We start from the raw sequence: 25,043 nt of genomic DNA, 5'->3' as shown, positions 1-25,043 counted from the left end.
AAAGGGCGCCGAAGCGCCCAATCATCACACCAGTCAATCTGTAAGCGGCGGAGCTCATCCGCCGCACGCCATCACGCCTGCTCGCGCAGGCGCTGCGCCGCCAATACCATGTTGGCCAGCGACTGCCGGGTTTCCGGCCAGCCGCGGGTTTTCAGGCCGCAGTCCGGGTTAACCCACAGGCGTTCCGCCGGGATGTTCTGCGCCGCTTTACGCAGCAGCGCTTCGATCCATTCCACGCTCGGCACGTTCGGCGAGTGGATATCGTAGACGCCCGGCCCGATTTCGTTCGGGTATTCGAACTCTTTGAAGGCTTCCAGCAGATCCATATCGGAACGCGAGGTCTCGATGGTGATCACGTCGGCGTCCAGCGCGGCGATGGAGTCCATGATGTCGTTGAACTCGCAGTAACACATGTGGGTGTGGATCTGGGTGTCATCCTGCGCCACGGCGGCATTCAGTTTGAAGGCGTCCACCGCCCAGTTCAGGTAGGCGGCCCAGTCGGATTGGCGCAGCGGCAGCCCCTCGCGCAGGGCGGGTTCGTCGATCTGAATGATGCCGATGCCGGCTTTTTCCAAATCTTCCACCTCGTCGCGCAGCGCCAGCGCAATCTGCTTGGCAATCACTTCGCGGGTCACGTCTTCACGCGGGAACGACCAGCACAGGATGGTCACCGGCCCGGTCAACATGCCTTTCACCGGCTTGTCGGTCAGCGACTGGGCGAATTTTGCCCATTCGACGGTGATGGCTTCCGGGCGGCTGACGTCACCGATGATCACCGGCGGCTTCACGCAGCGGGAGCCGTAGCTCTGCACCCAGCCGTTCTGGGTAAACACGAAGCCGTCGAGGTTCTCGCCGAAATATTCCACCATGTCGTTGCGCTCGGCTTCACCGTGCACCAGCACGTCCAGCCCGAGGCGCTCCTGCTCGACGATCGCCTGTTTGATGTGCTCACCGATGCTGGTGCGGTAGTTGTTGCCGTCCAAACGGCCCTGTTTGAAATCCAGGCGCAGGCCGCGGATCTCGGTGGTCTGCGGGAACGAACCGATGGTGGTGGTCGGCCAGGCCGGCAAGTTGAAACGTTCGCGCTGCGCCCTGGCGCGCTCGGCGTAAGCGCTGTGGCGCTCGCTGTCCTGCGCGGTGATCGCGGCCAGACGGCGCTCAACCTGCGCATTGTGTACACGGCTCGACTGACGGCGGGCGCGGATCGGTGCGCTGTAGGCGTCCAGTTCGGCTTGCTTCGCCGCGTCAGGCGCGTTCAGCGCCTCAGCCAGCAGCGCCAACTCGGCGCATTTTTGTAGAGCGAAGGCGAACCAGCTTTTCACTTCTTCATCCAGACGGCTTTCCACGCTCAGGTCGATCGGGCTGTGCAGCAGTGAACAGGAGGAGCCAATCCACAACGGGCGGGTGCCCACCAGCGGCTGAAGACGTTCGAACCAGCGGCTCAGATCGGCGCGCCAAACGTTGCGGCCGTTGATCACGCCCAGCGACAGCAGCCAGTCTTGCGGCAATGCGGCGCTCAGCGCGGCGATATCGTCGTGACCGGCGACCAGATCGACGTGCAGCCCCTGCACCGGCAGCGTGCGAACCGTATCGAGGTTGTGGCCGACGCTGTCGAAATACGTGGTCAACAACAGCTTAACCTGCCCCTGCAGCGCGTCGTAAGCGGGTTTAAAGGCGTCCAGCCAGGCCTGCGGCAGCTCCAGCACCAGCGCAGGCTCGTCAATTTGCACCCACTCGACGCCGCGTTTCGCCAGCTCGGCCAGCACCTGCTGGTAAACCGGCAGAATGTCTTTCAGCAGCGACAGGCGATCGAACGGCTCGCCCTTCACTTTACCCAGCCACAGATAGGTCACCGGGCCCAGCAGCACCGGTTTGATGCGGTGACCAAGCGCCAGCGCTTCGTCCACTTCATCCAGCAGTTGGGTCCAGCCCAGCTTGAACTGCTGGCCTTGTTGGAACTCGGGCACCATGTAGTGGTAGTTGGTGTTGAACCATTTGGTCATTTCCGCCGCGGCCGCCGGCTCGCCGGTCGGTGCGCGGCCACGGCCGATGCGGAACAGCGTGTCCAGATCGATCGAGCCATCCGCATTCTGATGGCGCGCCGGCACGTTGCCCAGCAGCAGGCTGGTGGTCAACACATGATCGTACCAGGCGAAATCGCCGACCGGCACCAAATCCACCCCGGCCTGCTGTTGCTGTTGCCAATGGCGAGCGCGCAGCTCGCGGCCAACCGCCAACAGCTCTTCCTGCGTTGAGTTGCCAGCCCAGTAGCTTTCCTGAGCTTTTTTCAGCTCACGTCGTAGCCCAACGCGAGGAAAACCCAGTGTGTGATTCAAAATTGCCATCGTCTTATTCCCCATTTAGCCGTCCAGATGTTTACACATCCATAATCAGCAGGTACTGTATTAACCACAAGCGCAATTTATTCACTGTCAATGTGAAGGACTCTCATGATCGAACTGAAACATTTACGGACGCTGCAGGCCCTGCGCAGCAGCGGTTCGCTGGCGGGGGCGGCGGCCCAACTTCATCAGACGCAGTCTGCCCTGTCGCACCAGTTCAGCGATCTTGAGCAACGTCTGGGCTTCAAGCTGTTCGTGCGCAAGAGCCAGCCGCTGCGCTTCACCGCCCAGGGCGAGATCTTGCTGCAGCTGGCGGAACAGGTGCTGCCGCAAATCTCACAGGCGCTGCAGGCCTGCCACGAGCCGCACCAGACCACGCTGCGCATCGCCATCGAATGCCACAGCTGCATTCAGTGGCTGACGCCGGCACTGGACAATTTCCGCCAGCGTTTCCCGCAGGTGGTGATGGACTTCACCTCCGGCGTGACTTTCGATCCGCAGCCGGCCCTGCAACAGGGCGAGCTGGATCTGGTGATGACGTCGGATATTCTGCCGCGCAGCGGCCTGCACTATTCGCCGATGTTCGATTTCGAGGTGCGTCTGGTGCTGGCGCCGGATCATCCGCTGGCCGGCAAGCCGCACATCGAGCCGGCAGACTTGAGCGATGAAACGCTGTTGATTTACCCGGTGCAGCGCCAGCGGCTGGATATCTGGCGGCATTTCCTGCAGCCGGCGGGCGTCAACCCGGCGTTGAAGAACGTCGATAACACGCTGCTGCTGATCCAGATGGTCTCGGCGCGGATGGGGATTGCGGCGCTGCCGCATTGGGTGGTGGAGAGTTTCGAACGGCAGGGGCTGGTGGTGACCAAAACCCTGGGTGACGGCCTGTGGAGCCGCCTGTACGCCGCCGTGCGCGACGGCGAACAGCGCCAGGCGGTGACCGAAGCCTTTATCCGCTCGGCCCGCCAGCACGCCTGCGATCATCTGCCGTTCGTGCGCGACGCGGCACGCCCCGGCGCGACCGGCGCCAAAGCGTTGGCGGCCGGCGTATAAACTGTCGCCCTCCCGTTTAGCCGAGCTGTTTCGGCGCCACCCAGCGGCGGTGCACCCACAGCGAAGCGACGATCACCGCCCCGCCGATGATAAAGCTCGGCCAGTGCGGCTGTTGCTGCCAGATGGCCAGGTTGACCAACAAGCCGGCCGGCACATGCATGTTGTTCATGATGCCGAGCGTGCCGGCATCCACCTGCGTCGCGCCGTAGTTCCACATGAAATAGCCCAGCCCCGACGCCACCACGCCCAGCCAGATCAGCACGCCCCACTGCAGATTGGTCGTCGGCAGCTGCTGCGGATTGCCCCACAGGAACCAGGCCACCACCGCCACCGCCGCCGCCCCCAGGTAGAACCAGGAAAAGGCGGTGTGCTGCGGCAAGGGGTGCACTTCCATCAGGCGCTTATAGCCGACCATGCCGATGGCGAAGCTGATGTTCGCCGCCTGCACCAACAGCAGCCCCCACCAGAAGTGTTCGCTCAGTTGGTGATAGCGAATGATCGCCGCGCCCAGCACCGCCAGCAGCGCGCTGAACACATAGCCCCAGCGTAAACGTCGGCCGCTCAGTAAGTCGTAGATCAGCGTGATGTACAGCGGCGTCAACACGGTGAACAGCAGGAATTCGGGTACCGTCAGGTAGAGATAGGCGCGGAAGCTGAACAGATACATGATGCCCAGTTGGAAGGCGCCCACCAGCATATACAGCAGGATCACCCTGGGCTTGATATTGCGCCAGCGCAGGAACGGCAGGAACACCAGCGCCGCCAGCCCGATGCGCACCAGCGCCGAAAACCCGCTGTCGACCTGACCCGCCAAATACTCGCCGATCAGGCTAAAAGAAAACGCCCACAGAATGGTGGTGATAACCAAGAGCAGCACGATGGGTTCATCCTAGCAATTCATAAACCGCGATTGTAACGGAAGATGGGCACCGCGTTGGCGAAAAGGCGGTTTACATTTGAACAAAATACAAACTACCAGCAAAATTTCACCGCTGGGTTAGGCTTAATAAAAAAGCGAGGTAACCATCATGAAAACGTCTCACATCCTGTTCGCTCTGCTGTTGCTGCCCGGCCTGGCTGCAGCGGCCAACGGCGTAACCGATCTGCGTTCACAGCAGCAGCTTCTCAACCAAAACAGCCAACAGGCGCAGCAACAGCGCTTGTTGAACAACCGGCAGATGGATCAACGCCGCCTGCAACAACAGCGACAGTTCGACAATCAACGGCAACAGCTGTTGCAAACCACGCCGAACGGCGGCCAGCTGCTGCCTAACGGCAACCAGCCGCGCGATCCGTTCAACCGTACCGCGCCGGCGGTGCCGCAGGCCCCGCTGCCGGCTACGCCCGCACGCCCATAACGGTGAGGATCAGCGGCGTGGTGATCGCCGCCAGCACGGTGGACATCACCAGGCTGGTGGCGGCCGGGCCGGTGAGCGTATTGAACTGACGCGACATCAGGTAGACATTCACCCCCACCGCCATTGAGCCCAGCAGCACCACCACGCGGGTCTCCATCGGCGGCAGATCCATCATCCAGGCCAGCAGCCAAATCACCAACGGCTGTACCAGCAACTTCAGCACGCAGATGGCGCTGCTCAGTTGCCAGCCTTCGCTGATGCGGTACTCGGCGAGCCCCATGCCAAGCACCACCAGCGACAGCGGCGCCGCCACCTGGCCGAGCATGCTGACCGGCCGATCGACGAAGTCCGGCAGCGGCAGGCCGGTCAGGCTAAACAGCGTGCCGGACAAAATGCCGACGATCAGCGGGTTGGTCAGCACGCTGCGCGCGGTTTTAGCAAAGCCCCCCAGCGTCGGCGAGCCGTTGCGCGCCCATTCGATCGACACCGTGACCAGCGTCCACAGGATCAGGCCGTTGAACACCAGCACCAGCGCCACCGACGGGATCGCCGCCTGCCCCAGCATCACGCTGGCGATCGGTAAACCGAGCATCACGTTATTGGAGAAAATACCGCCCAGCGCAAACACCGACCCGGCGACGCCATCCAGCCGGAAAAGGTACCGGGCAACCAGGCGGCCGAGCACGAACACGATCAGGCAACTGCCGAAGAACGCGATCAACAGCCGGGCATCGACCGCCGGACGCTGCGAGAAGTCGCACATCATGCGAAACAGCATGGCGGGCAAGGCGAGGGAAAACACAAAGCGCGTCAGGCCATCGGTGATGCTGGCGGGCCATTTCCCCCAGCGAATCAGCCCATAACCCAACGCGATCAGGACGAACAGCGGTAATGACAGCACCATCTGGTGCCACAGTGACAGGATAAAGCCAGGCATCGCATTCCTTCCGGTGGTGCGGCGGCAAGGCTTGTCGTCGCAGGATTCATCGGCGCCGGATTAGAACTCCGAGCCAATCAAATCTATCCGGTCGGTGCAAATGCAGTCAACGCCCCAGTCGAGCAGCAGGCGCGCGCGATCAGGCTGGTTAACGGTGTACACCAGAATGCGCAGACCGGCGTCTTTCAACGCTTTCACCCGCTCGGCGGTCAGCGCCTTGTGGTCGATATGCAGCGAGACGCAGTCCAGACGTTCGGTCAGCTCGCGCCAGTTGTCGTCCCAGTCCTCCAGCAGCAAGCCGCGCGGCAAATCCGGCACGGTGCGTTGCGCCGCCGCCAGCGCTTCCACCGAGAAGGAGGAGAGCAACGGGTCGGTCTGCCCTTGCCACAGCAGCCGCGCCGCCAGCGCCACCACCCGGCCGGTTTCGTCGTCGCTGCCGGTGGTCGGTTTGATCTCGATATTGGCCATCAGGCCGTGTTCCCGGCAGCGTTCCGCCACCTCCGACAGCAGCGGCAGCCGCTCGCCCTTGAAGGCCGAGCTGTACCAGTTGCCGGCGTCCAGCTGCACCAGCTTATCCCACGGCAGCTCGCCCGCCACGCCCCAGCCGTTGCTGGTGCGATCCAGCGTATCATCATGCAGCAGGAAAATTTGTCCGTCCTGCGCCAGTTTGGCGTCGAACTCGATCATCTTGTGGCCGTGGCGCGCGCCGACGTCGATCGCCGCCAGGGTATTTTCCGGCGCCAGAGAACCGCCGCCGCGGTGGGCAACGATATGAGGGTAAGGCCAGGGTCTCGTCATCAATCCATCCGTAATCCGCTGTGGGTGTCAAAGAAGTGCAGCGCCTGAGCAGGCAGCTGCAAATATAGCGTACTGCCCGCCGTCGGCAAGGTTTCATGCGACAGCCGCGCGATCACCCCGTGACCGCCCCACTGGCCGTGCGCCAGATTGTCGGCTCCCAGCAGTTCCAGCGTCTGCAGCTGCAGCGGCACGCCCTGGCCTTGCGCCACCAATTGAATATGCTCCGGCCGAATGCCCAGCGTCAACGGCCGCCCCGCCCACTGCGGCTTGGCCGCCGGCAACGGCAGCGCCATGCCGTCCGCCAACAGCAGCTGGCCGCCGTCGGCGCTCAGGGTGCCGGGCAGCAGGTTCATCGCCGGCGAGCCGATAAAGCCGGCGACGAACAGCGAAGCCGGCCGTTGGTACACTTCACTCGGGGTGCCGATCTGCTCCGCCACGCCCTTATTCATCACGATCACCCGCTGCGCCAGCGTCATCGCCTCCACCTGATCGTGGGTCACGTACAGGCTGGTGGTTTTCAGACGGCGGTGCAGCTGTTGCAGCTCCAGGCGCATCTGCACCCGCAGCTTGGCATCCAGGTTGGACAGCGGCTCATCGAACAGGAACACCGCCGGTTCGCGCACGATGGCGCGCCCCATCGCCACCCGCTGGCGCTGGCCGCCGGAAAGTTCGCGCGGTTTACGCTTGAGCAGCGGCTCCAGCTCCAGGATGCGCGCCGCTTCCTCCACCCGCTGGCGGATATGCTCCTTGCCGAAACCGCGGATCTTGAGGCCGTAAGCCATGTTGTCGTACACGCTCATGTGCGGATAGAGCGCGTAGTTCTGGAACACCATCGCGATGCCGCGATCCTTGGGCTCCAGATCGGTCACGCGCCGGGTATCGATATAAATATCGCCGCTGGTGGTGCGTTCCAGCCCGGCCACCATCCGCAGCAGCGTGGACTTGCCGCAGCCGGACGGGCCGACCATCACGATGAACTCACCGTCCGCCACATCGAGATCGATCTGTTTGATCACCGGCGTTTTACCGTCGTAAGACTTGGTGACCGCCTGTAGTTTTAATCCTGCCATCGTCGTTATTTCTCGCTATCAACCAGACCGCGCACAAACCAGCGCTGCATCAGAAGCACCACCGCCAGCGGTGGCAATAAAGTCAGAATCATCGCCGCCATCACCTGGTTCCACTGGGTCGGCGCGCCGGAAGTGGAGATCATGCTCTTGATGCCCGCTACCGCGGTGCCCATCGAGGCGTCGCTGGTGATCAGGATCGGCCACAGGTATTGGTTCCAGCCGTAGATAAAGGTGATGACGAACAGCGCCGCCAGATTGGTTTTCGACAGCGGCAGCACGATGTCCCAGAAGAAACGCATCGGCCCGGCGCCGTCGATGCGCGCCGCCTCCAGCAGCTCATCCGGCAGCGTCATGAAGAACTGGCGCAGCAGGAAAGTGGCGGTAGCCGAGGCCATCAGCGGCAGCGTCAGGCCGGTGTAACTGTCCAGCAGGTTGAGGTTGGAGATCACCTCCACCGTCGGGAAAATGCGCACCTCCACCGGCAGCATCAGGGTGAGGAAAATCAGCCAGAAGAACAGGCTGCGCAGCGGGAAACGGAAATATACGATGGCGTAAGCCGACAGCACCGACACCGCGATCTTGCCGCAGGTGATCGCCAGCGCCATGATCACGCTGTTCAGCAGCAGCAGCGAGAACGGCACTTTGAGGTTGCCCACGCCGCCCTGCCAGATATTGCGGATGTTCTCCCACAGGTGGCCGCCGGGCACCAGCGTCATCGGCACCTGAAACACCTGTTTGTCGTCCAGCGTGGCGGCGACAAAGGCCACGTACAGCGGGAACAGCACCACCAGCACGCCGATAATCAGCATCACATGGCTGAAGATGTCCAGCCCGCGTCGATTCTCAATCATTGGTAGCGCACCTTACGTTCAACGAAGCGGAACTGGATCACCGTCAGGCCGATCACCAGCAGCATCAGGATCACCGACTGCGCGGCGGAACTGGAGAGATCCAATCCGGCGAAGCCTTCGCGGTAAATCTTGTAGATCAACGTGGTGGTGGACTGCACCGGCCCGCCGCCGGTGGCGGCGTCGATCACCGGGAAGGTATCGAAGAAGGCGTACACCAGATTGACCACCAGCAGGAAGAAGCTCACCGGCGCGATCAGCGGCAGCACCAGATGGAAGAAGCGGCGTACCGGGCCGGCGCCGTCGATGGCCGCCGCCTCCACCAGCGAACGCGGGATCGACTGCAGCGCCGCGAGGAAAAACAGGAAGTTATAGCTTATCTGCTGCCATACCGAGGCCAGCACCACCAGGAACATCGCCTGGCCGCTGTTTTGCGCATGGTTCCAGTTATAGCCCAGCCCATTGAGGAAGTGGGTGATCAACCCGAGACCGGGGTTGAACAGAAAGATCCACAGCACCGCCGCCACCGCCGGCGCCACCGCGTAGGGCAGGATCATCAGCGTGCGATAGAGGCGGCTGCCGCGCAGCACGTAGTCCACCAGCGCAGCGAAGAACAGCGAGACCGCCAGCCCGATGCCCGCCACCAGGAAGCTGAAGATCAGCGTGGTGTAGAACGAGTCGAGGTAGTAAGGATCCTGGAACAGCTGCTTAAAGTTATCCAGCCCGACAAACTGGCTGGACAGGCCGAACGGATCGAGACTCTGCACCGAATACCACAGCGCCTCGCCGGCGGGCCATAAAAAGAAGACGGCGGTAATCAGCAGCTGCGGCAGCACCAATGCATAGGGCAACCAGCTGCAGCCGAAACCGGGACGGGAAGATGACATAGCAGTTAAACCATTAATCGGGTACGGAAGGATCGGCGTGAAGACGCGAGCCCGGTCCGCCGGGCCCGCGACGCAGGGTTATTTGGTTGATGCTTCGAAGCGACGCAGCAGTACGTCACCGCGCTGCACGGCGGCGTCCAACGCCTGCTGAGGCGTTTTCTTGCCGGTCCACACGCCTTCCAGCTCCTCATCCACCACGCTGCGGATCTGCGGCATGTTGCCCAGGCGCAGGCCCTTGGTGAACGGCAACGGCGGCTTGTTCAGCATCTGGCGAGTGGCGACGTCGGCGCCCGGGTTCTTGTCATAGAAGCCCTGCTGCTTGGTCAGGTCGTAAGCCGCGGTGGTGATCGGCAGATAGCCGGTCTTCTGGTGCCATTCGGCGGCGATTTCCGGCTGCGCCAGGTACTGCAGGAATTCGGCTACGCCCTTGTAGGTGACGGCGTCTTTGCCGTTCATCACCCACAGGCTGGCCCCGCCAATGATGGCGTTCTGCGGCGCGTTTTTCGCGTCGGCATCGTACGGCATCATGCCGACGCCGTAGTTGAATTTGGCGTAGTGCTTGATGTCCGCCAGCGAACCGGATGAGGCGGTGGTGATGGCGCAATCGCCGTTGTAGAACTTCTCGGTGGATTCGTCTTTGCGGCCGAAGTAGGTGAAATCACCCTTCTTGTTCATCGCTTCGAGCAGCGCGATATGCTTGACCTGCAGCGGTTGGTTGAACTCCAGCTTGGCACTGGTGCCGCCGAAACCGTTGTTTTCACTGGCGAACGGCACGCCGTGCCAGGCGCTGAAGTTCTCCAGTTGGATCCAACCCTGCCAGCCGCTGGCGTAACCGCACTTCATGCCAGCTTCGCGCAGCTTGGCGGTATCCGCCGCCAGTTCCTGCCAGGTTTTCGGCGGCTGATCCGGATTCAGGCCGGCCTTTTTGAAGGCGTCTTTGTTGTAGTACAGCACCGGCGTGGAGCTGTTGAACGGCTGCGACAGCAGATGCCCGCTCTTGTTGTCGGTGTAATAGCCGGCCACCGTCGGCACGAACACCGATTCATCGAAGTTGATGCCGGCCTCTTTAAACACTTCGTAGACCGGCTTGATGGCTTTGCTGGCCATCATGGTGGCGGTGCCCACTTCGTAAACCTGCAAGATCGCCGGCGCCTTGCCGGAGCGGTAAGCGGCGATGCCCGCCGCCAGGCTCTGTTCGTAGTTGCCTTTATAAACCGGCACAATCTTGACGTCGCTGTGCGACTGGTTGAAGCGATCCGCCAGAGAGTCCACTTCTTTACCCAGTTCGCCTTCCATCGAATGCCAGAACGGGATTTCTGTCGCCGCCAGCGCCTGGGCGCTGACCGCCAGGGTCAATGCGACGCACAGCGTGGTTTTGCGAATAGCGTAGGTGAGCATGCCTAACTCCTGAAAAAGCTGGTGTAAAAGCGCGTGAGCGAAAAGAATCAGTTTTTTGTTCGGAAGCTAACATGCCATGCGCGGATGACAGAAAAATAACCGTTAGATGACAGCCACATGACGGCAAGGTGAAGTGAAGATGGCGGTTTGATGTCGGCGGCGGGCATCAGCTCCGCCGCCGCGAGGCTTATAGCGAACGGCGCAGGCGCGCCACCGCTTCTTGCATCTGCTGCTCGGTGGCGGTGGCGAACGACAGGCGGAAGGTCGAACGATCCGGGTTGTCGGAGAAGAAGTATTCCCCTGGCACGAACACCACGCCCTGCTGCAGCGTGGTGTTCAGCCATTCGGTGGCGTTGAACGGCTGGCGGAAACGCGCCCACAGGAACATGCCGCCCTTCGGTTTATCGAAGGTGATGTAGTCGCCCAGCTCCTGCTCCACCAAACCGGCCAGGATCTCGCCCTTCTGTTTGTAGGCGGCGCGGATCTTGTCGATCTGAGCCGGCAGGCGATCCAGGCCGAGATAGCATTCGACGATGCTCTGCGACAGGGCGCTGGCGTGCAGATCCGCCGCCTGTTTGATGATCGCCACTTTATGCAACAGGAACGGCGGCAGGATCGCCCAGCCCAGGCGCAGGCCCGGCGCCAGGATCTTGGAAAAAGTCGAGGTATAGATGATGTGGTCGGTGTTGCCCAGCACCTGCTGCGACACCTGATGCAGCGTCGGGTGGCGCTCTTCGGTGAAACGCAGCTCGCCGTACGGATCGTCTTCGATGATCAGGAAGTTATGTTCGGCGGCCAGCTTCACCAGCAGTTCGCGGCGCGCGGCGCTGAGGGTGATGCCGCTGGGGTTGCCGAAGTTCGGCACCACGTACACGCCCTTGATGCGCTGGGTTTTCAGCAGCTCGGCCAGCTCTTCCACCACCATGCCGTCGCTGTCGGACGAGACCGACATGATGTTGGCCTCCGCCAGTTCCAGCGTTTGCAGCGCCGCCAGGTAGGTCGGGCGCTCCACCACGAACACGTCGCCCGGGTTGACGATGGCGCGCATCACCAAATCCAGGGCCTGCTGAGAGCCGGCGGTGACCATCACCTCTTCTGCGCGCGCGGTGACGCCGCGCTCGGCACACAGCGCGCAAATGCGCTCACGCAGCAGCGGGCTGCCCTCGGTCAGGCCATACTGGAATGCGCTTTTCGGCTGTTCGGTGATCGCCTGCCGGGTGGCGATGCTCAATCCTTCGAAATCGAACAGCGCATCAGAGGGGATGCCGCCCGCCAGCGAAATGACGTGTTCCATCTTGCTGTGCTTAAGCAATTCACGGATGGCCGAACTTTTTACGTTAACGATGCGCTGCGCGAGTAACCCTTCTGTCTTCATTTCTTCTTCTCGTACCTGATTATTTTAATTCGTAGGGGGGCGGATTAACCGCCCAGATACGCCGACCTCACTGCTTCGTTGGCTAACAATGCAGCCCCCGTATCTTCCAACACCACGCGGCCGTTTTCCAGCACATAACCGCGGTCCGCCAATTTCAGCGCCTGATTGGCGTTTTGCTCCACCAGGAAGATAGTCATGCCCTCTTCCCGCAGCTGCTGAATGATGTCGAAGATCTGCTGGATGATGATGGGCGCCAGCCCAAGCGAAGGTTCGTCGAGCAGCAGCAGCTTCGGCTGGCTCATCAGCGCGCGGCCGATGGCCAGCATTTGCTGTTCGCCGCCGGACATGGTGCCAGCGCGCTGGCTTCGGCGCTCCAGCAGGCGCGGGAACAGCGTGAACACCCGTTCGATGCGCTGTTGATACTGGTGACGATCGGCGAAGAAGCCACCCATCGCCAGGTTTTCTTCCACCGTCATGCGCGAGAAGACGCGCCGCCCTTCCGGTACGATCGCCACCGCTTCACGCATGATGCGCGAGGTTTGCCACTGGGTGATGTCCTGGCCCTGAAAGACGATGCTGCCTTCGCTGGCGCGCGGTTCGCCGCACAGGGTGCCGAGCAGCGTGGTTTTACCGGCGCCGTTGGCGCCGATTAACGTCACGATTTCGCCCTGACTTATCGTGAGACTGACCTGATGCAGCGCCTGAATTTTGCCGTAATGGGCGGATACCTGATTGAATGACAACATATTATTCTTCGCCCAAATAAGCCCGGATCACGTCCGGGTTGTTGCGGATCTCCGCCGGTGTGCCCTGCGCCAGCGGCGTGCCCTGATTCACCACGTAAATGCGATCGGAAATGCCCATCACCAGCTTCATGTCGTGCTCGATCAGCAGCACCGAGACCTTATGCCGATCGCGCAGCTCGACGATCAGATGATCCAGCTCGTCGGTCTCTTTCGGGTTGAGGCCGGCGGCCGGTTCGTCCAGCATCAGCAGCTCCGGCCGGGTCACCATGCAGCGGGCGATCTCCAGCCGACGCTGCTGCCCGTAGGCCAGGTTGCCCGCCGAACGGTTGGCCATCGATAGCAGGCCAACGCGCTCCAGCCACTCCGCCGCGCGCGCCAGCGCTTCGGCTTCGGCGCGGCGGAAGGCCGGGGTTTTCAGCAACCCGGCGAACACGCCGCTTTTCAGGTGCTGATGCTGCGCCACCAGCAGGTTCTCAATCACCGTCATTTCACGGAACAGCCGCACATGCTGGAAGGTGCGTACCACGCCCATACGGGCAATGGCCTGCCCCGCCAGCCCTTCCAGATGGCGATCGCGCAATTTGATGGTGCCGCCGCTCGGGCGGTAAAAACCGGTCAGGCAGTTGAATACCGTGGTTTTACCGGCGCCGTTGGGGCCGATCAGCGACACGATTTCGCCTTCATTGAGCGTCAACGCCACATTGTTGACCGCCAGCAACCCGCCGAAACGCATCGACAGGCCTTCCACCTGAAGTAAAGGTTGAACGCTCATGCCTGTTCCCCCTTGCCCGCGTGAATGTCCGCCGCCTGCAGCTTCAGCTGCGGCCGTTTCATCGGCAACAGCCCCTGCGGCCGCCAAATCATCATCAGCACCATCAGCGCACCCAGCAGCAACATGCTGTATTCATTCAGATCGCGCATCAGCTCGCGCGACACCACCAGCAGGATCGCCGCCAGAATGACCGCGAACTGCGAGCCCATGCCCCCCAACACCACGATCGCCAATACGAAGGCCGACTCGACGAAGGTGAAGGATTCCGGGCTGACGAAACCCTGGCGCGCGGCGAACAGCGTGCCGGCAAACCCGGCGAAGGCGGCGCTGATGGTAAAGGCGGTCAGCTTGATGCGCGTCGGGCTGAGGCCCAGCGAGCGGCAGGCGATCTCGTCTTCACGCAGCGCTTCCCAGGCGCGCCCGAGCGGCATGCGCAGCAGGCGGTTGATGACGAACAGCGTCAGCACCACCAGCAGCAGCGCCACCAGGTACAGGAACACGATGCGATCGCTCGGATCGTATTTCAGGCCGAAGAAGTTATGGAAGGTATCCCAGCCGCCGTCGCGCACGCTGCGGTTAAATTCCAGGCCGAAAAAGGTCGGTTTCGGGATCTGGCTGATGCCGTTCGGCCCGCCGGTGATCTCGGTATTGTTCAGCAACAGGATGCGCACGATCTCGCCGAAGCCGAGCGTCACGATCGCCAGATAGTCGCCGCGCAGCCGCAGCACCGGGAAACCGAGCAGGAAGCCGAAGGCGGCGGTGACGATACCCGCCAGCGGCAGGCTCTCCCAAAATCCGAAACCGTAATAGTGATTCAGCAGCGCGTAGGTGTAGGCGCCGATGGCGTAGAAACCGCCGTAGCCCAGCACCAGCAGACCGGACAAACCCACCACCACGTTGAGGCCGAGGCCCAGCATCACGTAGATCAGCGTCAGGGTGGCGATATCCACCGTGCCGCGCGACACCAGGAACGGCCAGGCGACCGCCGCGACGATGAGCAGAGCCGCCAGCAGCTTTTGCCGCGGCGTGGTGCCGTCGAAGCTCGGCAGCACGAACGCCGGGCCGGAGACCTTTTTCAGGCCCTGCAGCAGCAGCGGGCGCAACAGCTGGAAGAAAAAGACGATGACGCAGCCGATGCCGATCCACATCCAGCGCACTTCCGCCGCGCCGTGCACCACCAGTTTGGTGCCGTCCAGGCTGAGCTGCATGCCCATCAGGAACGAAGCCATCACGAACAGCACCGCCGTGGCGATCAGCGCATTAAGCAGATTGAGTTTCATACTTTCTCAACCTCCGGACGCCCAAGAATGCCGGTCGGCATGATCAGCAGCACCACGATCAGCAACGCGAACGACACCACGTCTTTGTATTCGGTGCTCAAATAAGCGGAGGTCAGCGCTTCCGCCACGCCCAGCACCAGGCCGCCGATCATCGCGCCGGGAATGCTGCCGATGCCGCCCAGGACCGCAGCGGTAAAGGCTTTCATACCGGCCATAAAGCCGATGTAAGGGTTGATGACGCCGTAGAACTGGCCGAGCAACACCCCGGCCACCGCCGCCATCACCGCACCGATGACGAAGGTCAGCGAGATCACCCGGTCGGTGTTGATGCCCAGCAGGCTGGCCATCTTCAGATCTTCCGCGCAGGCGCGGCAGGCGCGGCCCATGCGTGAATAGCGGATAAACAGCGTCAGCGCCAGCATCGCCAGGAAGGTCACGAGCCAGATGGTCAGCTGCATGGTGCTGATGGTGGCGGCGAAGCCGTTGCTTTCCCCCAGCACCCACTGGCCGGTCACCAGGCTGGGCAGCGCCAGATCGCGCGACCCCTGCGTCAGGCTGACGTAGTTTTGCAGGAATATCGACATGCCGATGGCCGAGATCAGCGCAATCAGGCGCTTGGAGTTGCGCACCGGCTTGTAGGCCACCCGCTCGATACTCCAGCCGTAGGCGCTGGCGATGACGATCGAGACCAGGAACGCGGCGCCGATCAGCAACCAGCCGACGTCGATGCCGAGCATCATCAGGGCGGCGATAACGATAAAGGAGACATAGCTGCCGATCATGTACACCTCGCCGTGGGCGAAGTTGATCATGCCGATGATGCCGTAAACCATGGTGTAACCGATGGCGATCAATGCATAGGTGCTGCCCAACGTTAAGCCGTTGAACATCTGCTGCAGAAAATAGAGGAGCTGCTCTGACATACTCTGAACCCTTGGCTGCGAAACCCGCCGGCGGAGAACCGGCGGGTAAAGGGAGACGGGGCCGGCAAGCCGACCCGCCGGGCGCAGCAAACTGCGCCCCACCCTAATCATTATGGCTTATTTGATCGGTGTGGACGTGCCGTTGGCATGCCACTCGAACACGCCGAACTCGAAGCCTTTCAGGTCGCCCTTGTCATCCCAGCTCAGCGGCCCCATCACGGTGTCCACCGGCTTGCCGGTTTTCAGATCCTTGACGATGTCCGCCGGCTCCTGGCTGCCGCTGCGCTCCATGCCGGTGGTCAGCGACTGCAGCGCGGCATAGGTAGTCCAGACGAACGGGCCGGTCGGATCCAGCTTCTTGGCTTTCAGCGCATCGACGATCGGCTGGTTGGCGGGCACCTGATCGTAGCGTTTCGGCAGCGTCACCAGCATGCCTTCCGAGGCGGCGCCGGCGATGTTGGACAGCGAGGAGTTACCCACGCCTTCCGGCCCCATGAAGCGGGTGGTCAACCCGGCCTGTTTGGCCTGACGCAGGATCTGGCCCATTTCCGGGTAGTAACCGCCGAAATACACGAAATCGATATTCTCTTTCTTCAGACGCGCCACCAGGGTGGAGAAGTCTTTGTCGCCGGCGGTGATGCCTTCGAACATCGCCACTTCGGTACCCTGTTTTTTCAGGCTGTCGCGCACCGAGCGCGCCAGGCCTTCGCCGTATTGCTGCTTATCGTGCACCACGGCGATGCGCTTCGGCTTGATGTCGCTGAGGATGTATTTGGCGGCGGTCGGGCCCTGATCCGAATCCAGACCGGTGGTGCGCAGGATCATCTTGTAGCCGCGAGTAGTCAGATCGGCGTTGGTGGCCGCCGGGGTAATCATGATCACGCCTTCGTCTTCATAGATATCGGACGCCGGCTGGGTGGAAGAGGAACACAGGTGGCCAATCACGTAGCGAATGCCGTCGTTGATCACCTTGTTGGCGACCGCAACCGCCTGTTTCGGATCGCAGGCGTCGTCGTATTCCACGCCGACCAGCTTGTCGCCCTTGATGCCGCCCTTGGCGTTGATGTCGGCAATCGCCTGGCGCGCGCCGGTAAACTCCATGTCGCCATACTGCGCGACCGGGCCGGACATCGCCCCGACGATCGCCACCTTGATGTCTTTCGCCATGGCCGCCTGGCTCATGGCCATCGCAATGCAACCCGCCAGCAGTGCCTTACCTGTTGTTAATTTCATCCGCAAATCCCCATCTGTCGTTGTGAACGTACCTGTTGTGTTTGCCTGCGCCCGATCGTTATTGACCGCTTTTGTTATAAGTAATAATGATTTAGGCGCTTTGTCGGCATTATTTTCTAATAAGACTTTATTTTTCATGCCATTAAACAGGAATTTTCTGCTGCAAATCAACTTCATCAGGCAGAAACAAGCGGTGTAAACAGGATAAAATTCGAATTAAATCTGCGCCGTTTACCTTGAGGCGTAGCGCGTTGTGCTGGTTAACAATCCCTTTACTAACTATTTACTCGGAAAATGCCCCGTGCAAAAAACATATTGCACAGTAATCGTACAGAAAAACTTACACAACGCTCTGCACAAGATCTATTACACTGTCGGCATCATTTAGCTGCGCGGAAATTCTGCATGAAACTGACCATCGAGCGCCTGACCGCGCTGTCCCCGCAAGACCTTATCGATCTCGGTAAAATTTGGCCGCATCAGCAGCCGGAACAGTGGCAGAGCTGGTTGAGCGGCGGCAAGGCGCTGTTCGCCGCCCGCTTCAACGAGCGTCTGCTGGGCGCGGTGAAAATTGCGCTGCAGGATGACCGCGCCGAGCTGCAGGACTTGCTGGTGCGCGAAGTGACGCGCCGCCGCGGCGTCGGTCTTTACCTGGTGCAGGATGCGCAGCGTCAGCTGCCGCAGGTCGCTCACTGGCAGCTGTCGACCGCCGGCCTGGCACCGCGCGAACGCGGCGAAGTCGAGAACTTCATGCGCGCCTGCGGCTTCGCACCGCAGGGCGATCTCTGGCAAAAATGAAACGCCGGTTGGCGGCGCTGGTCTTGATTGCGCTGGGGCTGGCGGCCGCGTTCCTCGGGCGCCAGCAGGCGCTGCGCCTGGCCTCAGACTGGGATCAGCAGGTTTATGTCTGGCAGCGGGTCTGGACGCCGCAGCACGCCGATGCGCTGGCGCACAGCCGCAATCTGTTCGCCGGGCTGCGGGTGCTGGCACTGCAGGTGCATCCACGCGAGGGCTGGCGGGAAATCCCGGCCGACCTGCGCTTATTGCAACAGGATGGCCGCCCGCTCTGGCTGGTGGCGCGCCTCGACGGCCAGCTGCCGCAGCTGGACCAGGAAGCCATTATCCAGCGGCTGCTGGCGCTCGCCCAACGCTGGCAGGCGGCCGGGCTGCCCGTCACCGGCGTCGAGATCGATCATGACGCCGCCACCGCCCGCCTGCCGGACTACCAACGCTTTCTGCAGCGGCTGCGCCAACGGCTGCCCGCCGCTTTGCAACTCGGCATCACCGCCCTGCCCGCCTGGATCGGTTCACCCGACCTGCCCGGCGTACTGCAACAGGCCGACAGTTCCGTCCTGCAGGTGCATGCGGTGCTCTCGCCGCAGCAGGGGCTGTTTGACGGCTCCTTGGCGCTACGCTGGGTGCGGCAGTACGCCGCCGTCACACCGAAGCCGTTTCGCGTCGCGCTGCCGGCTTATGGCATGGCACTGCTGGGTTTTGATGCACAGGGCGCGCAGGTGGAGAGCGAATCCTCGCTGCGCGTGGCCGGCAACGGCCGCGAACTGACGGTCGCGCCGCAGCAGATCGCCGATTTTCTGCAAACGCTGGCGCAGCAAACGCCGCCCCGGCTGCGCGGCATTATCTGGTTCCGCTTGCCACTGGCGGACGATCGGCGTGCCTGGTCGCTCGCCACGCTGCGAGCGGTGATCGAACGGCGGCCGCTGAATGTCGACTGGCAGGTAAAATTTAGGCCTCAGCCACAGCAAAACGGGCTGTATGATCTGATAATTCATAACAACGGGCCGGTGGACGCCCCGCTGCCGCAAGAAGTCATCATCCGCGCCGACGACTGCCTGGCGGCGGACGCGGTCGGCAACTACCGGCTGGAATCCACACCGCAACGGCAACGCTTTATTCGCATCAGCGGCGATCAGCTGCGCGCCGGGCAATCCCGGCCGCTGGGCTGGCTGCGCTGCCAACAACTGACGCCAGGAGGCACCCTTGTCACACCTTGATACGCGCGCGGCACGGAACACCCGCCGCCTTCTTCCGCTGGCCATGCTGATCGGCGCCGCACTGCCGCTGGGCGGCTATGCCTGCGGCCCGGATTTTCCTAACCGGCTGCTGATCGATCGCAACGGCACCCTGCTGTATATGCCGGAGGGCAATTTCGCCTTCGAAGCCGGTCGGCTGGTGCCGGCGGACAGTCAGTTGCCGCACTGGCAGGCCCCGCCGCCGCCGATGCCGCCGAAACCGATGCCGCAATCGCCGGAAACGATAGCGATCGGCAAAATGCGCGCCGCCAAAACGGTGGAAGAGGCTGACGCCGTCAATACGCAGGGGTTGTCCAACGCTGCGCGTCTCTATCAACTGGGCGCCGTGGCTTTCGCCAGCCACGATCCGCGCGCCGCAGACTATTTCCAGCAGGTGCTGAAGCTACCGGCCGCCGAGCAGGGCGATTGGGGGCTGCGGGCGCAGTATTCGCTGGGGCGGGTACTGATGGCGGACCACGGGACGCCGGTGAACGAATCCGGTGAAGCGGCCCCCGCCGCCGAGCACCCGCCAAAAGCCGCGCTCGAACAGGCGCTGGCTGCATTCCAGCAGGTGATCGATCGGGTGAAAAACGGTACCGCCGATCCCGATCAGCTGGCGCTGAGCAGCCTTGGGCAGCAGGCGCGCATCCACCTGTGGCTGGGTGAGGTCGCCCCCGCCGCCCACCTGTACGCACAGCAGGCGGCGCAGGGCGATCCGAGCGGCGGGCAGTCGCTGCAGTACGTCTCCAGCTTCCTGGTCAATCCCGACCATTTGGACACGCTGAAACAGATTATCGGCGATCCGTTGATCCAGCAGCTGGTGACCATTGAGCTGTTCGCTCGCAGCGGCAACCTGCAAATGGCGGATACCGACGGCAACGGCCGCTCCGCGCAAATCATCAACCAGATCCTGACGCTGCTGGACGGCTCAGTGAAAAGCGGCTTCGCCGGCAGCGATCGGCTGGCGGCTCTGGCTTACCGTTCGGGGCAGTACCCGATGGCGGCGAGCCTGCTGAAAAATGCCGGCGACAGCGGCCTGGCGTGGTGGCTGCGCGCCAAAATGGCGCTGCGCGACGGCGATGTGAAAGCCGCCACCGCCGCCTACGCCAAGGCGGCAAGCGCGTTCCCCGCCGACGAAAGCTGGGGTGAACAGCGCAACGCCGACTTCGTTGCGGAAACCATCGTGCCCGAATGCCGGGTGGCCGGCGAACAGGCCATCCTGGCGCTGAACCGCGGCGACTATCTGCAGGCGATGGACCTGCTGTATCGCGGCAAGGCGCTCTATTGGGCCGACGTGGCCGACGTGGCGGAGCGAGTGCTGACCGTCGATGAGTTGAAAGGCTTTGTCGATAAGCACGCCCCGGCGCCGACGACGCCGCTCAAGCCGGTTAACCCGGACGACTACGGCGGCCAGCAGATCACGCCGGAAGTGCAGCTGCGCGAACTGCTGGCGCGGCGGCTGATGCGCGCCGGAAGAGCGCCGGAGGCGCTGGCCTACTTCGATATCCCCAACTACCGGCAGGCAGCGCAGCAGTATGCCGACGAGCTGAAGGCCGCCAAGGACAAATCCGCCGCACCGCTGGCGCGTGCGCAGGCTTACTATCGCGCCGCCAACCTGCTGCGCGCCCAGGGGCTGGAATTTACCGGCTATGAGATGACGCCGGACTACGCCATCTATGGCGCCGGCTATTCCTATCTGGGGGATGCGTTCGATACCCGCGAGCTGAAGCACAAAAGTTGGATCGACAGCGCGGAAGCGGTACGCGCCAAGGCGGCGCTACCGGCGGAAGACAACCGTTTCCTGCACTATCGCTGGCAGGCGGTTGGGCTGGCGCAGCAGGCGGCCGATCTGCTGCCGCCGAAGAGCCAGGCCTATGCCGCCGTGCTGTGTAACGCCGCCAGCTGGGTTATCAAGCGCGACGCCAAAACCGGCCGGGCGCTTTATCAGCGCTACATCAACACCGGCACCCGCTACCCGTGGGCGGCGAAATTCGGCTACGACTGCCCGGCGCCAGACTTTGCCGCCGTGGCGCCATAGCGCCGGATTTCAGGCACTAAAAAGCCCGGCTTGCCGGGCTTTTTTATCGAATCTCGCATCGACTCAGGCTTCGATCGCCATTTTCAGTTTCTTCATGGCGTTCTTTTCCAGCTGGCGCACGCGTTCGGCGGAAACGCCATACTGATCGGCCAGCTCCTGCAGCGTCGACTTGTTGTCGTCGTCCAGCCAACGGGCGCGAATGATATGCTGGCTGCGCTCGTCCAGACCTTCCAGCGCATAGGCCAGTTTGTCTGCGGCGTTGCTTTCCCAGTTATCTTCCTCGATGCCTTCGGCGAAGTCCGAGCTCTTGTCCTGCAGGTACAGCACCGGCGCCATCGACTGGCCGTCGCGGGCCTCGTCGTCCGGAGTCGGATCGAACGTCATGTCCTGCGCCGCCATGCGCGATTCCATCTCGCGCACGTCTTTGCTGGTTACGCCCAGCTCACGAGCCACCAGTTCCACTTCATCCTGGTTGAACCAACCCAAACGCTGCTTGGTTTTGCGCAGGTTAAAGAACAGCTTGCGCTGCGCTTTGGTGGTCGCCACTTTCACGATGCGCCAGTTGCGCAATACGTACTCGTGGATTTCCGCCTTAATCCAATGCACCGCAAAGGAAACCAGACGCACGCCGACTTCAGGGTTGAAGCGGCGAACGGCTTTCATCAGGCCGATATTGCCTTCCTGAATCAGATCCGCCTGCGGCAGACCATAGCCTGAATAGTTGCGGGCAATATGAGCGACAAAGCGCAGGTGAGACAGGATGAGCTGCTTAGCGGCATCCAGATCGCCCTGATAATGCAGCCGTTCAGCCAGCTCCCGCTCTTCCTCTGCCGTCAGCATCGGATAGGCGTTGGCTGCCCGGATATAGGCTTCCAAGCTACCTTGGGGTACTAAGGCTAAAGTTTGCATTTCTTTGGTCATTCAAACCCTCTCTATGAGAATACAAAATCATGCAGGTGATTATTACAGCGGGGAAATGATTGATTCTACGGCAGTTGCTGAAGCAAAAGCGGTTCCACACGCCGGGCACCTTAACATTTGCTGCAATTTTTGACCGTATTCCGCCCCAGAAGTTCACCCTTTTTTGCAAGCATTGTTGCTGACAATACGTGACGAAGGTGCAGGCCGATAGGGAATTTGTGCGCTAAGAAGAGAGGGATGGTGCTGACTTCGCTTGAGGTCACTCTTCTCCCGCAACGCGATCAAAAGCAGCAGGAGAAGAGTATACCAAAAAAATCTTACTGTGGTGTAAATCGGCGTAAATGTTGCACCGTCGCCAGCCAGGCGGCGATCCAACCGATCATCGCGGAGATGATCAGCAGCAGCAGCGCCTCATCCCAACCCAGCCCGTGCAGGGTGAAGGTGGTGCCGAATACCTTGGCCACGCCGGCGACCACCGACTCCAGTTGCCATACCAGCGCCCCGGACAACACCAGCGACAGCAGCGCGCCGGCAAAGCCCAGCATCGCCCCGCCGTTGAGGAACGGCCGCAGGATAAAACCGTCGGTGGCGCCGATCAGTTTCATCACGTTGATGGTGTCGCGACGGCTGAAGATGCTCAGACGCACGCTGTTGCCGATCACCAGGAACACCGCCACGATCATCAGCACGCCGATGATCGCCGCAATCTGGCCCGCCAGCCCGGTCAGCGCCGCCAGGCGGGCAAACCAGCTGTCATCCATACGCACTTCTTCCACGCCCTGCACCGCCGCCACGCGATCGCGCAGGGTGTTGAGGGTGTCCGAACTCTGGAAGCTCAGCTTCGGCGTGACGATCGCCACCGCCGGCAGCGGGTTCTCTTCCAGCATGTCCAGCGCGCCGCCAAAGCCCGACCAGTTGCGGAACTCGCCGCGCGCTTCTTCACGCGACAGGTAATTGACCTTCTCCACGCCGGCTTCCGCCTTGATGGCGTCGAGCACTTTCAGCGCGGCGTCGTCATCGAGCGATTTATCCAGATAGACGGTCAGCTGCGGCGTCGGATACCACTGGCTGGCCGCGGTGCTGACGTTTTTCCACACGATGTAGCATACGCTCGGCAGCGTCAGGGAAATGGCGATCACCATCACCGTCAGCAGCGTCGCCAACGGCTGACGCAGCATGTCTTTGATGGCGTTCATCCAGGCGTAACGCCACTGTTCGCGCCAGCCGCCGCGCAGCGCCTTGCTCTTGGCGGTTTTTGCGTTATTGGCCATGGTGAGCGCCTCCTTGCATGCGGCCCTGGCTCAGCGTCAGGATGCGGTAATTGCGGCGGGCGATAAGCCCGGTGTCGTGCGTCGCCATCAGAACGGTCACGCCGACGCGGTTGAATTCTTCAAACAGGCGCAAAATGCCTTCCGACAGCGCATCGTCCAGGTTACCGGTCGGTTCATCCGCCAGCAGCACCGCCGGCTTGTTCACCACCGCACGGGCGATGCCCACACGCTGCTGCTCACCGCCGGACAGCTGAATCGGGAAGTTCTTCGCTTTATCCAGCAAACCGACCTTGTCCAGCGCGGCGGAAACGCGGCGGCGGATATCTTCGGTGCTGGCGCCGGCGATGATCAGCGGCATCGCCACGTTGTCATACACCGTGCGATCCAGCAGCAGGTGGTGATCCTGGAAGATCATGCCGATCTGCCGGCGCAGGAACGGCACCTCGCGGTTTTTCAAACGGCTGATGTCGTGACCGCCAAACCAGATGTGGCCGGCGCTGGGCCGTTCGATACCGCAAATCAGTTTCAGCAGGGTACTTTTCCCCGCGCCGGAATGGCCGGTCAGAAACGCCATCTCCGCCGGGCGCAGATGGAAATCAACCCCCTGCAGCGCTTGCCGTCCGCCCAGATAAGCTTTACTGACCTGTTCAAAGCGAATCATCCGTATTAATCCTCTCGGGCAAAAAGTGCCTCAATAAAATCGTCAGCCTTAAACGGCCGCAAATCTTCGATGCCTTCCCCGACGCCGATATAGCGGATCGGGATACCGAACTGATCGGCGATGGCGAAGATCACCCCGCCCTTGGCGGTACCGTCCAGTTTAGTCAGCGTGATGCCGGTTAAGCCCACGGCCTCATTAAATAATTTCGCCTGACTGACCGCATTCTGGCCGGTGCTGGCATCGAGCGTCAGCATAACCTCATGGGGGGCCTGGTCGTCCAGTTTTTTCATGACGCGGACGATCTTCTTCAGCTCTTCCATCAGGTGCGATTTGTTCTGCAGACGGCCGGCGGTATCGGCGATCAACACATCGATGCCGCGCGCCTTGGCGGCCTGCACCGCATCGAAGATCACCGAAGCGGAATCCGCGCCGGTATGCTGCGCCACCACCGGAATGCGGTTGCGTTCACCCCACACCTGCAGCTGCTCCACCGCCGCGGCGCGGAAGGTGTCCCCCGCCGCCAGCATCACCGACTTGCCTTCCGCCTGGAACTGGCGCGCCAGCTTGCCGATGGTGGTGGTTTTACCCACGCCGTTCACGCCGACCATCAGGATGACATACGGGGTTTTCCCGCTGACATCCAGCGGCTGATCGACCTTGGCCAGAATTTCGGACATTTCCTCCTTCAGCTTGCCGTACAGCGCTTCGGCGTCTTTCAGCTGCTTGCGGCTGGCGTGCTGGGTCAGGGAGGTGATGATCTTGCGCGTGGTGTCCACGCCAACGTCGGCGATCAGCAGCTGTTCTTCCAGCTCGTCGAACAGGTCGTCGTCGATCTTTTTACCGCGGAACAGCCCCATAAAGCCGGAGCCGAGGTTCTGCTTGGTCTTCAGCAGGCTGCGCTTCAGGCGCGCGAAGAAGCCCTCTTTGGTCGGGCGCTCCTGCTCTTGCGCAGCGGCCGGCACGACGGGTTCCAGCGGCTCTTCTTCCGCTTCCGGCTCTGGCTCAACGACCAGCTCGGGTTCGATGACCGGCTCGGGTTCGACGACCGGCTCAGGCTCAACGACCGGCTCAGGCTCAACGACCGGCTCAGGCTCAACGACCG

23 protein-coding genes are annotated in these 25,043 nt (G+C 62.0%); 5 read left to right on the top strand and 18 right to left on the bottom strand.

The genetic code is table 11. The annotated features are described in order from the left end of the window. Positions 1 to 71: 71 nt before the first annotated feature. Complete coding sequence (gene metE, locus AC2CGI_RS21210; protein WP_076741133.1) at positions 72 to 2,360, bottom strand: 5-methyltetrahydropteroyltriglutamate--homocysteine S-methyltransferase; 2,289 nt, start codon at positions 2,358 to 2,360, stop codon at positions 72 to 74. A 90-nt stretch (positions 2,361 to 2,450) separates the two neighbouring features. Here metE and metR point away from each other — a divergent pair, with 90 nt between their 5' ends. Continuing rightward, the gene (metR, locus tag AC2CGI_RS21205; RefSeq protein WP_015376299.1) at positions 2,451 to 3,395 is read left to right on the top strand and encodes an HTH-type transcriptional regulator MetR; all 945 of its coding nucleotides are present in this window, start codon (positions 2,451 to 2,453) and stop codon (positions 3,393 to 3,395) included. A 16-nt stretch (positions 3,396 to 3,411) separates the two neighbouring features. Here the strand turns inward: metR and AC2CGI_RS21200 are convergent, their stop codons facing one another. After that, complete coding sequence (locus tag AC2CGI_RS21200) at positions 3,412 to 4,272, bottom strand: carboxylate/amino acid/amine transporter (protein ID WP_004934420.1); 861 nt, start codon at positions 4,270 to 4,272, stop codon at positions 3,412 to 3,414. Between the two features lie 151 nt (positions 4,273 to 4,423). Here AC2CGI_RS21200 and AC2CGI_RS21195 point away from each other — a divergent pair, with 151 nt between their 5' ends. Further along, positions 4,424 to 4,753 (top strand): hypothetical protein, encoded by a 330-nt coding sequence (locus tag AC2CGI_RS21195; RefSeq protein ID WP_016929457.1) that lies wholly within the window; start codon positions 4,424 to 4,426, stop codon positions 4,751 to 4,753. On the opposite strand, the gene AC2CGI_RS21190 is transcribed toward AC2CGI_RS21195, so the two are convergent. The 12 genes from AC2CGI_RS21190 to AC2CGI_RS21135 form a co-directional block, all read right to left on the bottom strand. After that, positions 4,734 to 5,690 carry an AEC family transporter gene (locus tag AC2CGI_RS21190; protein WP_015376296.1) on the bottom strand — a complete coding sequence of 319 codons (957 nt, stop codon included), beginning with the start codon at positions 5,688 to 5,690 and terminating at the stop codon, positions 4,734 to 4,736. The genes AC2CGI_RS21195 and AC2CGI_RS21190 overlap by 20 nt on opposite strands. A gap of 60 nt (positions 5,691 to 5,750) precedes the next feature. Further along, positions 5,751 to 6,488, bottom strand: coding sequence for a glycerophosphodiester phosphodiesterase (ugpQ, locus tag AC2CGI_RS21185; protein WP_004934408.1), 738 nt, complete (start codon positions 6,486 to 6,488; stop codon positions 5,751 to 5,753). After that, positions 6,488 to 7,558 carry a sn-glycerol-3-phosphate import ATP-binding protein UgpC gene (locus tag AC2CGI_RS21180; protein WP_021504802.1) on the bottom strand — a complete coding sequence of 357 codons (1,071 nt, stop codon included), beginning with the start codon at positions 7,556 to 7,558 and terminating at the stop codon, positions 6,488 to 6,490. The genes ugpQ and AC2CGI_RS21180 overlap by 1 nt, the downstream gene beginning before the upstream one ends. A gap of 5 nt (positions 7,559 to 7,563) precedes the next feature. Continuing rightward, complete coding sequence (ugpE, locus tag AC2CGI_RS21175; protein ID WP_004934403.1) at positions 7,564 to 8,409, bottom strand: sn-glycerol-3-phosphate ABC transporter permease UgpE; 846 nt, start codon at positions 8,407 to 8,409, stop codon at positions 7,564 to 7,566. Then, on the bottom strand, positions 8,406 to 9,293 hold the full coding sequence (gene ugpA / locus AC2CGI_RS21170; RefSeq protein WP_015376293.1) for a sn-glycerol-3-phosphate ABC transporter permease UgpA: 888 nt from the start codon (positions 9,291 to 9,293) through the stop codon (positions 8,406 to 8,408). Before ugpA ends, ugpE begins: the two co-directional genes overlap by 4 nt. A 78-nt stretch (positions 9,294 to 9,371) precedes the next feature. Continuing rightward, positions 9,372 to 10,691 (bottom strand): sn-glycerol-3-phosphate ABC transporter substrate-binding protein UgpB, encoded by a 1,320-nt coding sequence (gene ugpB, locus AC2CGI_RS21165; RefSeq protein WP_075685250.1) that lies wholly within the window; start codon positions 10,689 to 10,691, stop codon positions 9,372 to 9,374. 187 nt (positions 10,692 to 10,878) lie between these two features. After that, a complete protein-coding gene (locus tag AC2CGI_RS21160) occupies positions 10,879 to 12,066 on the bottom strand; it encodes an aminotransferase-like domain-containing protein (RefSeq protein WP_044030277.1) in 1,188 nt (395 codons plus the stop codon). Between the two features lie 44 nt (positions 12,067 to 12,110). Further along, the gene (gene livF / locus AC2CGI_RS21155) at positions 12,111 to 12,812 is read right to left on the bottom strand and encodes a high-affinity branched-chain amino acid ABC transporter ATP-binding protein LivF (protein WP_015376292.1); all 702 of its coding nucleotides are present in this window, start codon (positions 12,810 to 12,812) and stop codon (positions 12,111 to 12,113) included. A 1-nt stretch (position 12,813) separates the two neighbouring features. Next, positions 12,814 to 13,584, bottom strand: coding sequence for a high-affinity branched-chain amino acid ABC transporter ATP-binding protein LivG (gene livG, locus AC2CGI_RS21150; RefSeq protein WP_015376291.1), 771 nt, complete (start codon positions 13,582 to 13,584; stop codon positions 12,814 to 12,816). Beyond that, entirely contained in the window at positions 13,581 to 14,864 is a 1,284-nt protein-coding gene (locus tag AC2CGI_RS21145; RefSeq protein ID WP_004934385.1) for a high-affinity branched-chain amino acid ABC transporter permease LivM, read from the bottom strand. Before AC2CGI_RS21145 ends, livG begins: the two co-directional genes overlap by 4 nt. Beyond that, entirely contained in the window at positions 14,861 to 15,787 is a 927-nt protein-coding gene (gene livH / locus AC2CGI_RS21140) for a high-affinity branched-chain amino acid ABC transporter permease LivH (RefSeq protein WP_015376290.1), read from the bottom strand. The genes AC2CGI_RS21145 and livH overlap by 4 nt, the downstream gene beginning before the upstream one ends. A 117-nt stretch (positions 15,788 to 15,904) precedes the next feature. After that, positions 15,905 to 17,020 (bottom strand): branched-chain amino acid ABC transporter substrate-binding protein, encoded by a 1,116-nt coding sequence (locus AC2CGI_RS21135; RefSeq protein ID WP_015376289.1) that lies wholly within the window; start codon positions 17,018 to 17,020, stop codon positions 15,905 to 15,907. A gap of 405 nt (positions 17,021 to 17,425) precedes the next feature. Here AC2CGI_RS21135 and panM point away from each other — a divergent pair, with 405 nt between their 5' ends. The 3 genes from panM to AC2CGI_RS21120 are packed head-to-tail and all read left to right on the top strand — an operon-like array spanning position 17,426 to position 21,088. Beyond that, a complete protein-coding gene (panM, locus tag AC2CGI_RS21130; protein WP_015376288.1) occupies positions 17,426 to 17,818 on the top strand; it encodes an aspartate 1-decarboxylase autocleavage activator PanM in 393 nt (130 codons plus the stop codon). Beyond that, positions 17,815 to 19,032, top strand: coding sequence for a DUF3142 domain-containing protein (locus tag AC2CGI_RS21125; protein WP_076741134.1), 1,218 nt, complete (start codon positions 17,815 to 17,817; stop codon positions 19,030 to 19,032). Before panM ends, AC2CGI_RS21125 begins: the two co-directional genes overlap by 4 nt. Positions 19,033 to 19,075: 43 nt before the next feature. Then, positions 19,076 to 21,088 (top strand): hypothetical protein, encoded by a 2,013-nt coding sequence (locus AC2CGI_RS21120; protein ID WP_175628167.1) that lies wholly within the window; start codon positions 19,076 to 19,078, stop codon positions 21,086 to 21,088. Between the two features lie 63 nt (positions 21,089 to 21,151). Here the strand turns inward: AC2CGI_RS21120 and rpoH are convergent, their stop codons facing one another. From rpoH to ftsY, 4 genes are all read right to left on the bottom strand, one after another. Continuing rightward, positions 21,152 to 22,009, bottom strand: a complete 858-nt coding sequence (gene rpoH, locus AC2CGI_RS21115) for an RNA polymerase sigma factor RpoH (protein ID WP_004934345.1) — start codon at positions 22,007 to 22,009, stop codon at positions 21,152 to 21,154. A 317-nt stretch (positions 22,010 to 22,326) separates the two neighbouring features. Then, on the bottom strand, positions 22,327 to 23,280 hold the full coding sequence (gene ftsX, locus AC2CGI_RS21110; RefSeq protein ID WP_004934340.1) for a permease-like cell division protein FtsX: 954 nt from the start codon (positions 23,278 to 23,280) through the stop codon (positions 22,327 to 22,329). After that, positions 23,270 to 23,941, bottom strand: a complete 672-nt coding sequence (gene ftsE / locus AC2CGI_RS21105) for a cell division ATP-binding protein FtsE (protein WP_004934337.1) — start codon at positions 23,939 to 23,941, stop codon at positions 23,270 to 23,272. The genes ftsX and ftsE overlap by 11 nt, the downstream gene beginning before the upstream one ends. A 5-nt stretch (positions 23,942 to 23,946) precedes the next feature. Beyond that, the coding region (ftsY, locus tag AC2CGI_RS21100; protein ID WP_484593888.1) for a signal recognition particle-docking protein FtsY at positions 23,947 to 25,043 on the bottom strand (1,097 nt) is incomplete at its 5' end.

This window comes from Serratia sp. LSHTC3 (assembly GCF_057197125.1).
This window is presented reverse-complemented; position numbering and strand designations above follow the sequence as displayed.

What these genes read in the sequence shown, in the direction of transcription:
- metE (WP_076741133.1), bottom strand. Translation starts at nt 2,360, where the DNA reads ATGGGGAATAAGACGATGGCAATTTTGAATCACACACTGGGTTTTCCT.
- metR (WP_015376299.1), top strand. Translation starts at nt 2,451, where the DNA reads ATGATCGAACTGAAACATTTACGGACGCTGCAGGCCCTGCGCAGCAGC.
- AC2CGI_RS21195 (WP_016929457.1), top strand. Translation starts at nt 4,424, where the DNA reads ATGAAAACGTCTCACATCCTGTTCGCTCTGCTGTTGCTGCCCGGCCTG.
- AC2CGI_RS21190 (WP_015376296.1), bottom strand. Translation starts at nt 5,690, where the DNA reads ATGCCTGGCTTTATCCTGTCACTGTGGCACCAGATGGTGCTGTCATTA.
- ugpQ (WP_004934408.1), bottom strand. Translation starts at nt 6,488, where the DNA reads ATGACGAGACCCTGGCCTTACCCTCATATCGTTGCCCACCGCGGCGGC.
- AC2CGI_RS21180 (WP_021504802.1), bottom strand. Translation starts at nt 7,558, where the DNA reads ATGGCAGGATTAAAACTACAGGCGGTCACCAAGTCTTACGACGGTAAA.
- ugpE (WP_004934403.1), bottom strand. Translation starts at nt 8,409, where the DNA reads ATGATTGAGAATCGACGCGGGCTGGACATCTTCAGCCATGTGATGCTG.
- ugpA (WP_015376293.1), bottom strand. Translation starts at nt 9,293, where the DNA reads ATGTCATCTTCCCGTCCCGGTTTCGGCTGCAGCTGGTTGCCCTATGCA.
- ugpB (WP_075685250.1), bottom strand. Translation starts at nt 10,691, where the DNA reads ATGCTCACCTACGCTATTCGCAAAACCACGCTGTGCGTCGCATTGACC.
- AC2CGI_RS21160 (WP_044030277.1), bottom strand. Translation starts at nt 12,066, where the DNA reads ATGAAGACAGAAGGGTTACTCGCGCAGCGCATCGTTAACGTAAAAAGT.
- livF (WP_015376292.1), bottom strand. Translation starts at nt 12,812, where the DNA reads ATGTTGTCATTCAATCAGGTATCCGCCCATTACGGCAAAATTCAGGCG.
- livG (WP_015376291.1), bottom strand. Translation starts at nt 13,584, where the DNA reads ATGAGCGTTCAACCTTTACTTCAGGTGGAAGGCCTGTCGATGCGTTTC.
- AC2CGI_RS21145 (WP_004934385.1), bottom strand. Translation starts at nt 14,864, where the DNA reads ATGAAACTCAATCTGCTTAATGCGCTGATCGCCACGGCGGTGCTGTTC.
- livH (WP_015376290.1), bottom strand. Translation starts at nt 15,787, where the DNA reads ATGTCAGAGCAGCTCCTCTATTTTCTGCAGCAGATGTTCAACGGCTTA.
- AC2CGI_RS21135 (WP_015376289.1), bottom strand. Translation starts at nt 17,020, where the DNA reads ATGAAATTAACAACAGGTAAGGCACTGCTGGCGGGTTGCATTGCGATG.
- panM (WP_015376288.1), top strand. Translation starts at nt 17,426, where the DNA reads ATGAAACTGACCATCGAGCGCCTGACCGCGCTGTCCCCGCAAGACCTT.
- AC2CGI_RS21125 (WP_076741134.1), top strand. Translation starts at nt 17,815, where the DNA reads ATGAAACGCCGGTTGGCGGCGCTGGTCTTGATTGCGCTGGGGCTGGCG.
- AC2CGI_RS21120 (WP_175628167.1), top strand. Translation starts at nt 19,076, where the DNA reads ATGCTGATCGGCGCCGCACTGCCGCTGGGCGGCTATGCCTGCGGCCCG.
- rpoH (WP_004934345.1), bottom strand. Translation starts at nt 22,009, where the DNA reads ATGACCAAAGAAATGCAAACTTTAGCCTTAGTACCCCAAGGTAGCTTG.
- ftsX (WP_004934340.1), bottom strand. Translation starts at nt 23,280, where the DNA reads ATGGCCAATAACGCAAAAACCGCCAAGAGCAAGGCGCTGCGCGGCGGC.
- ftsE (WP_004934337.1), bottom strand. Translation starts at nt 23,941, where the DNA reads ATGATTCGCTTTGAACAGGTCAGTAAAGCTTATCTGGGCGGACGGCAA.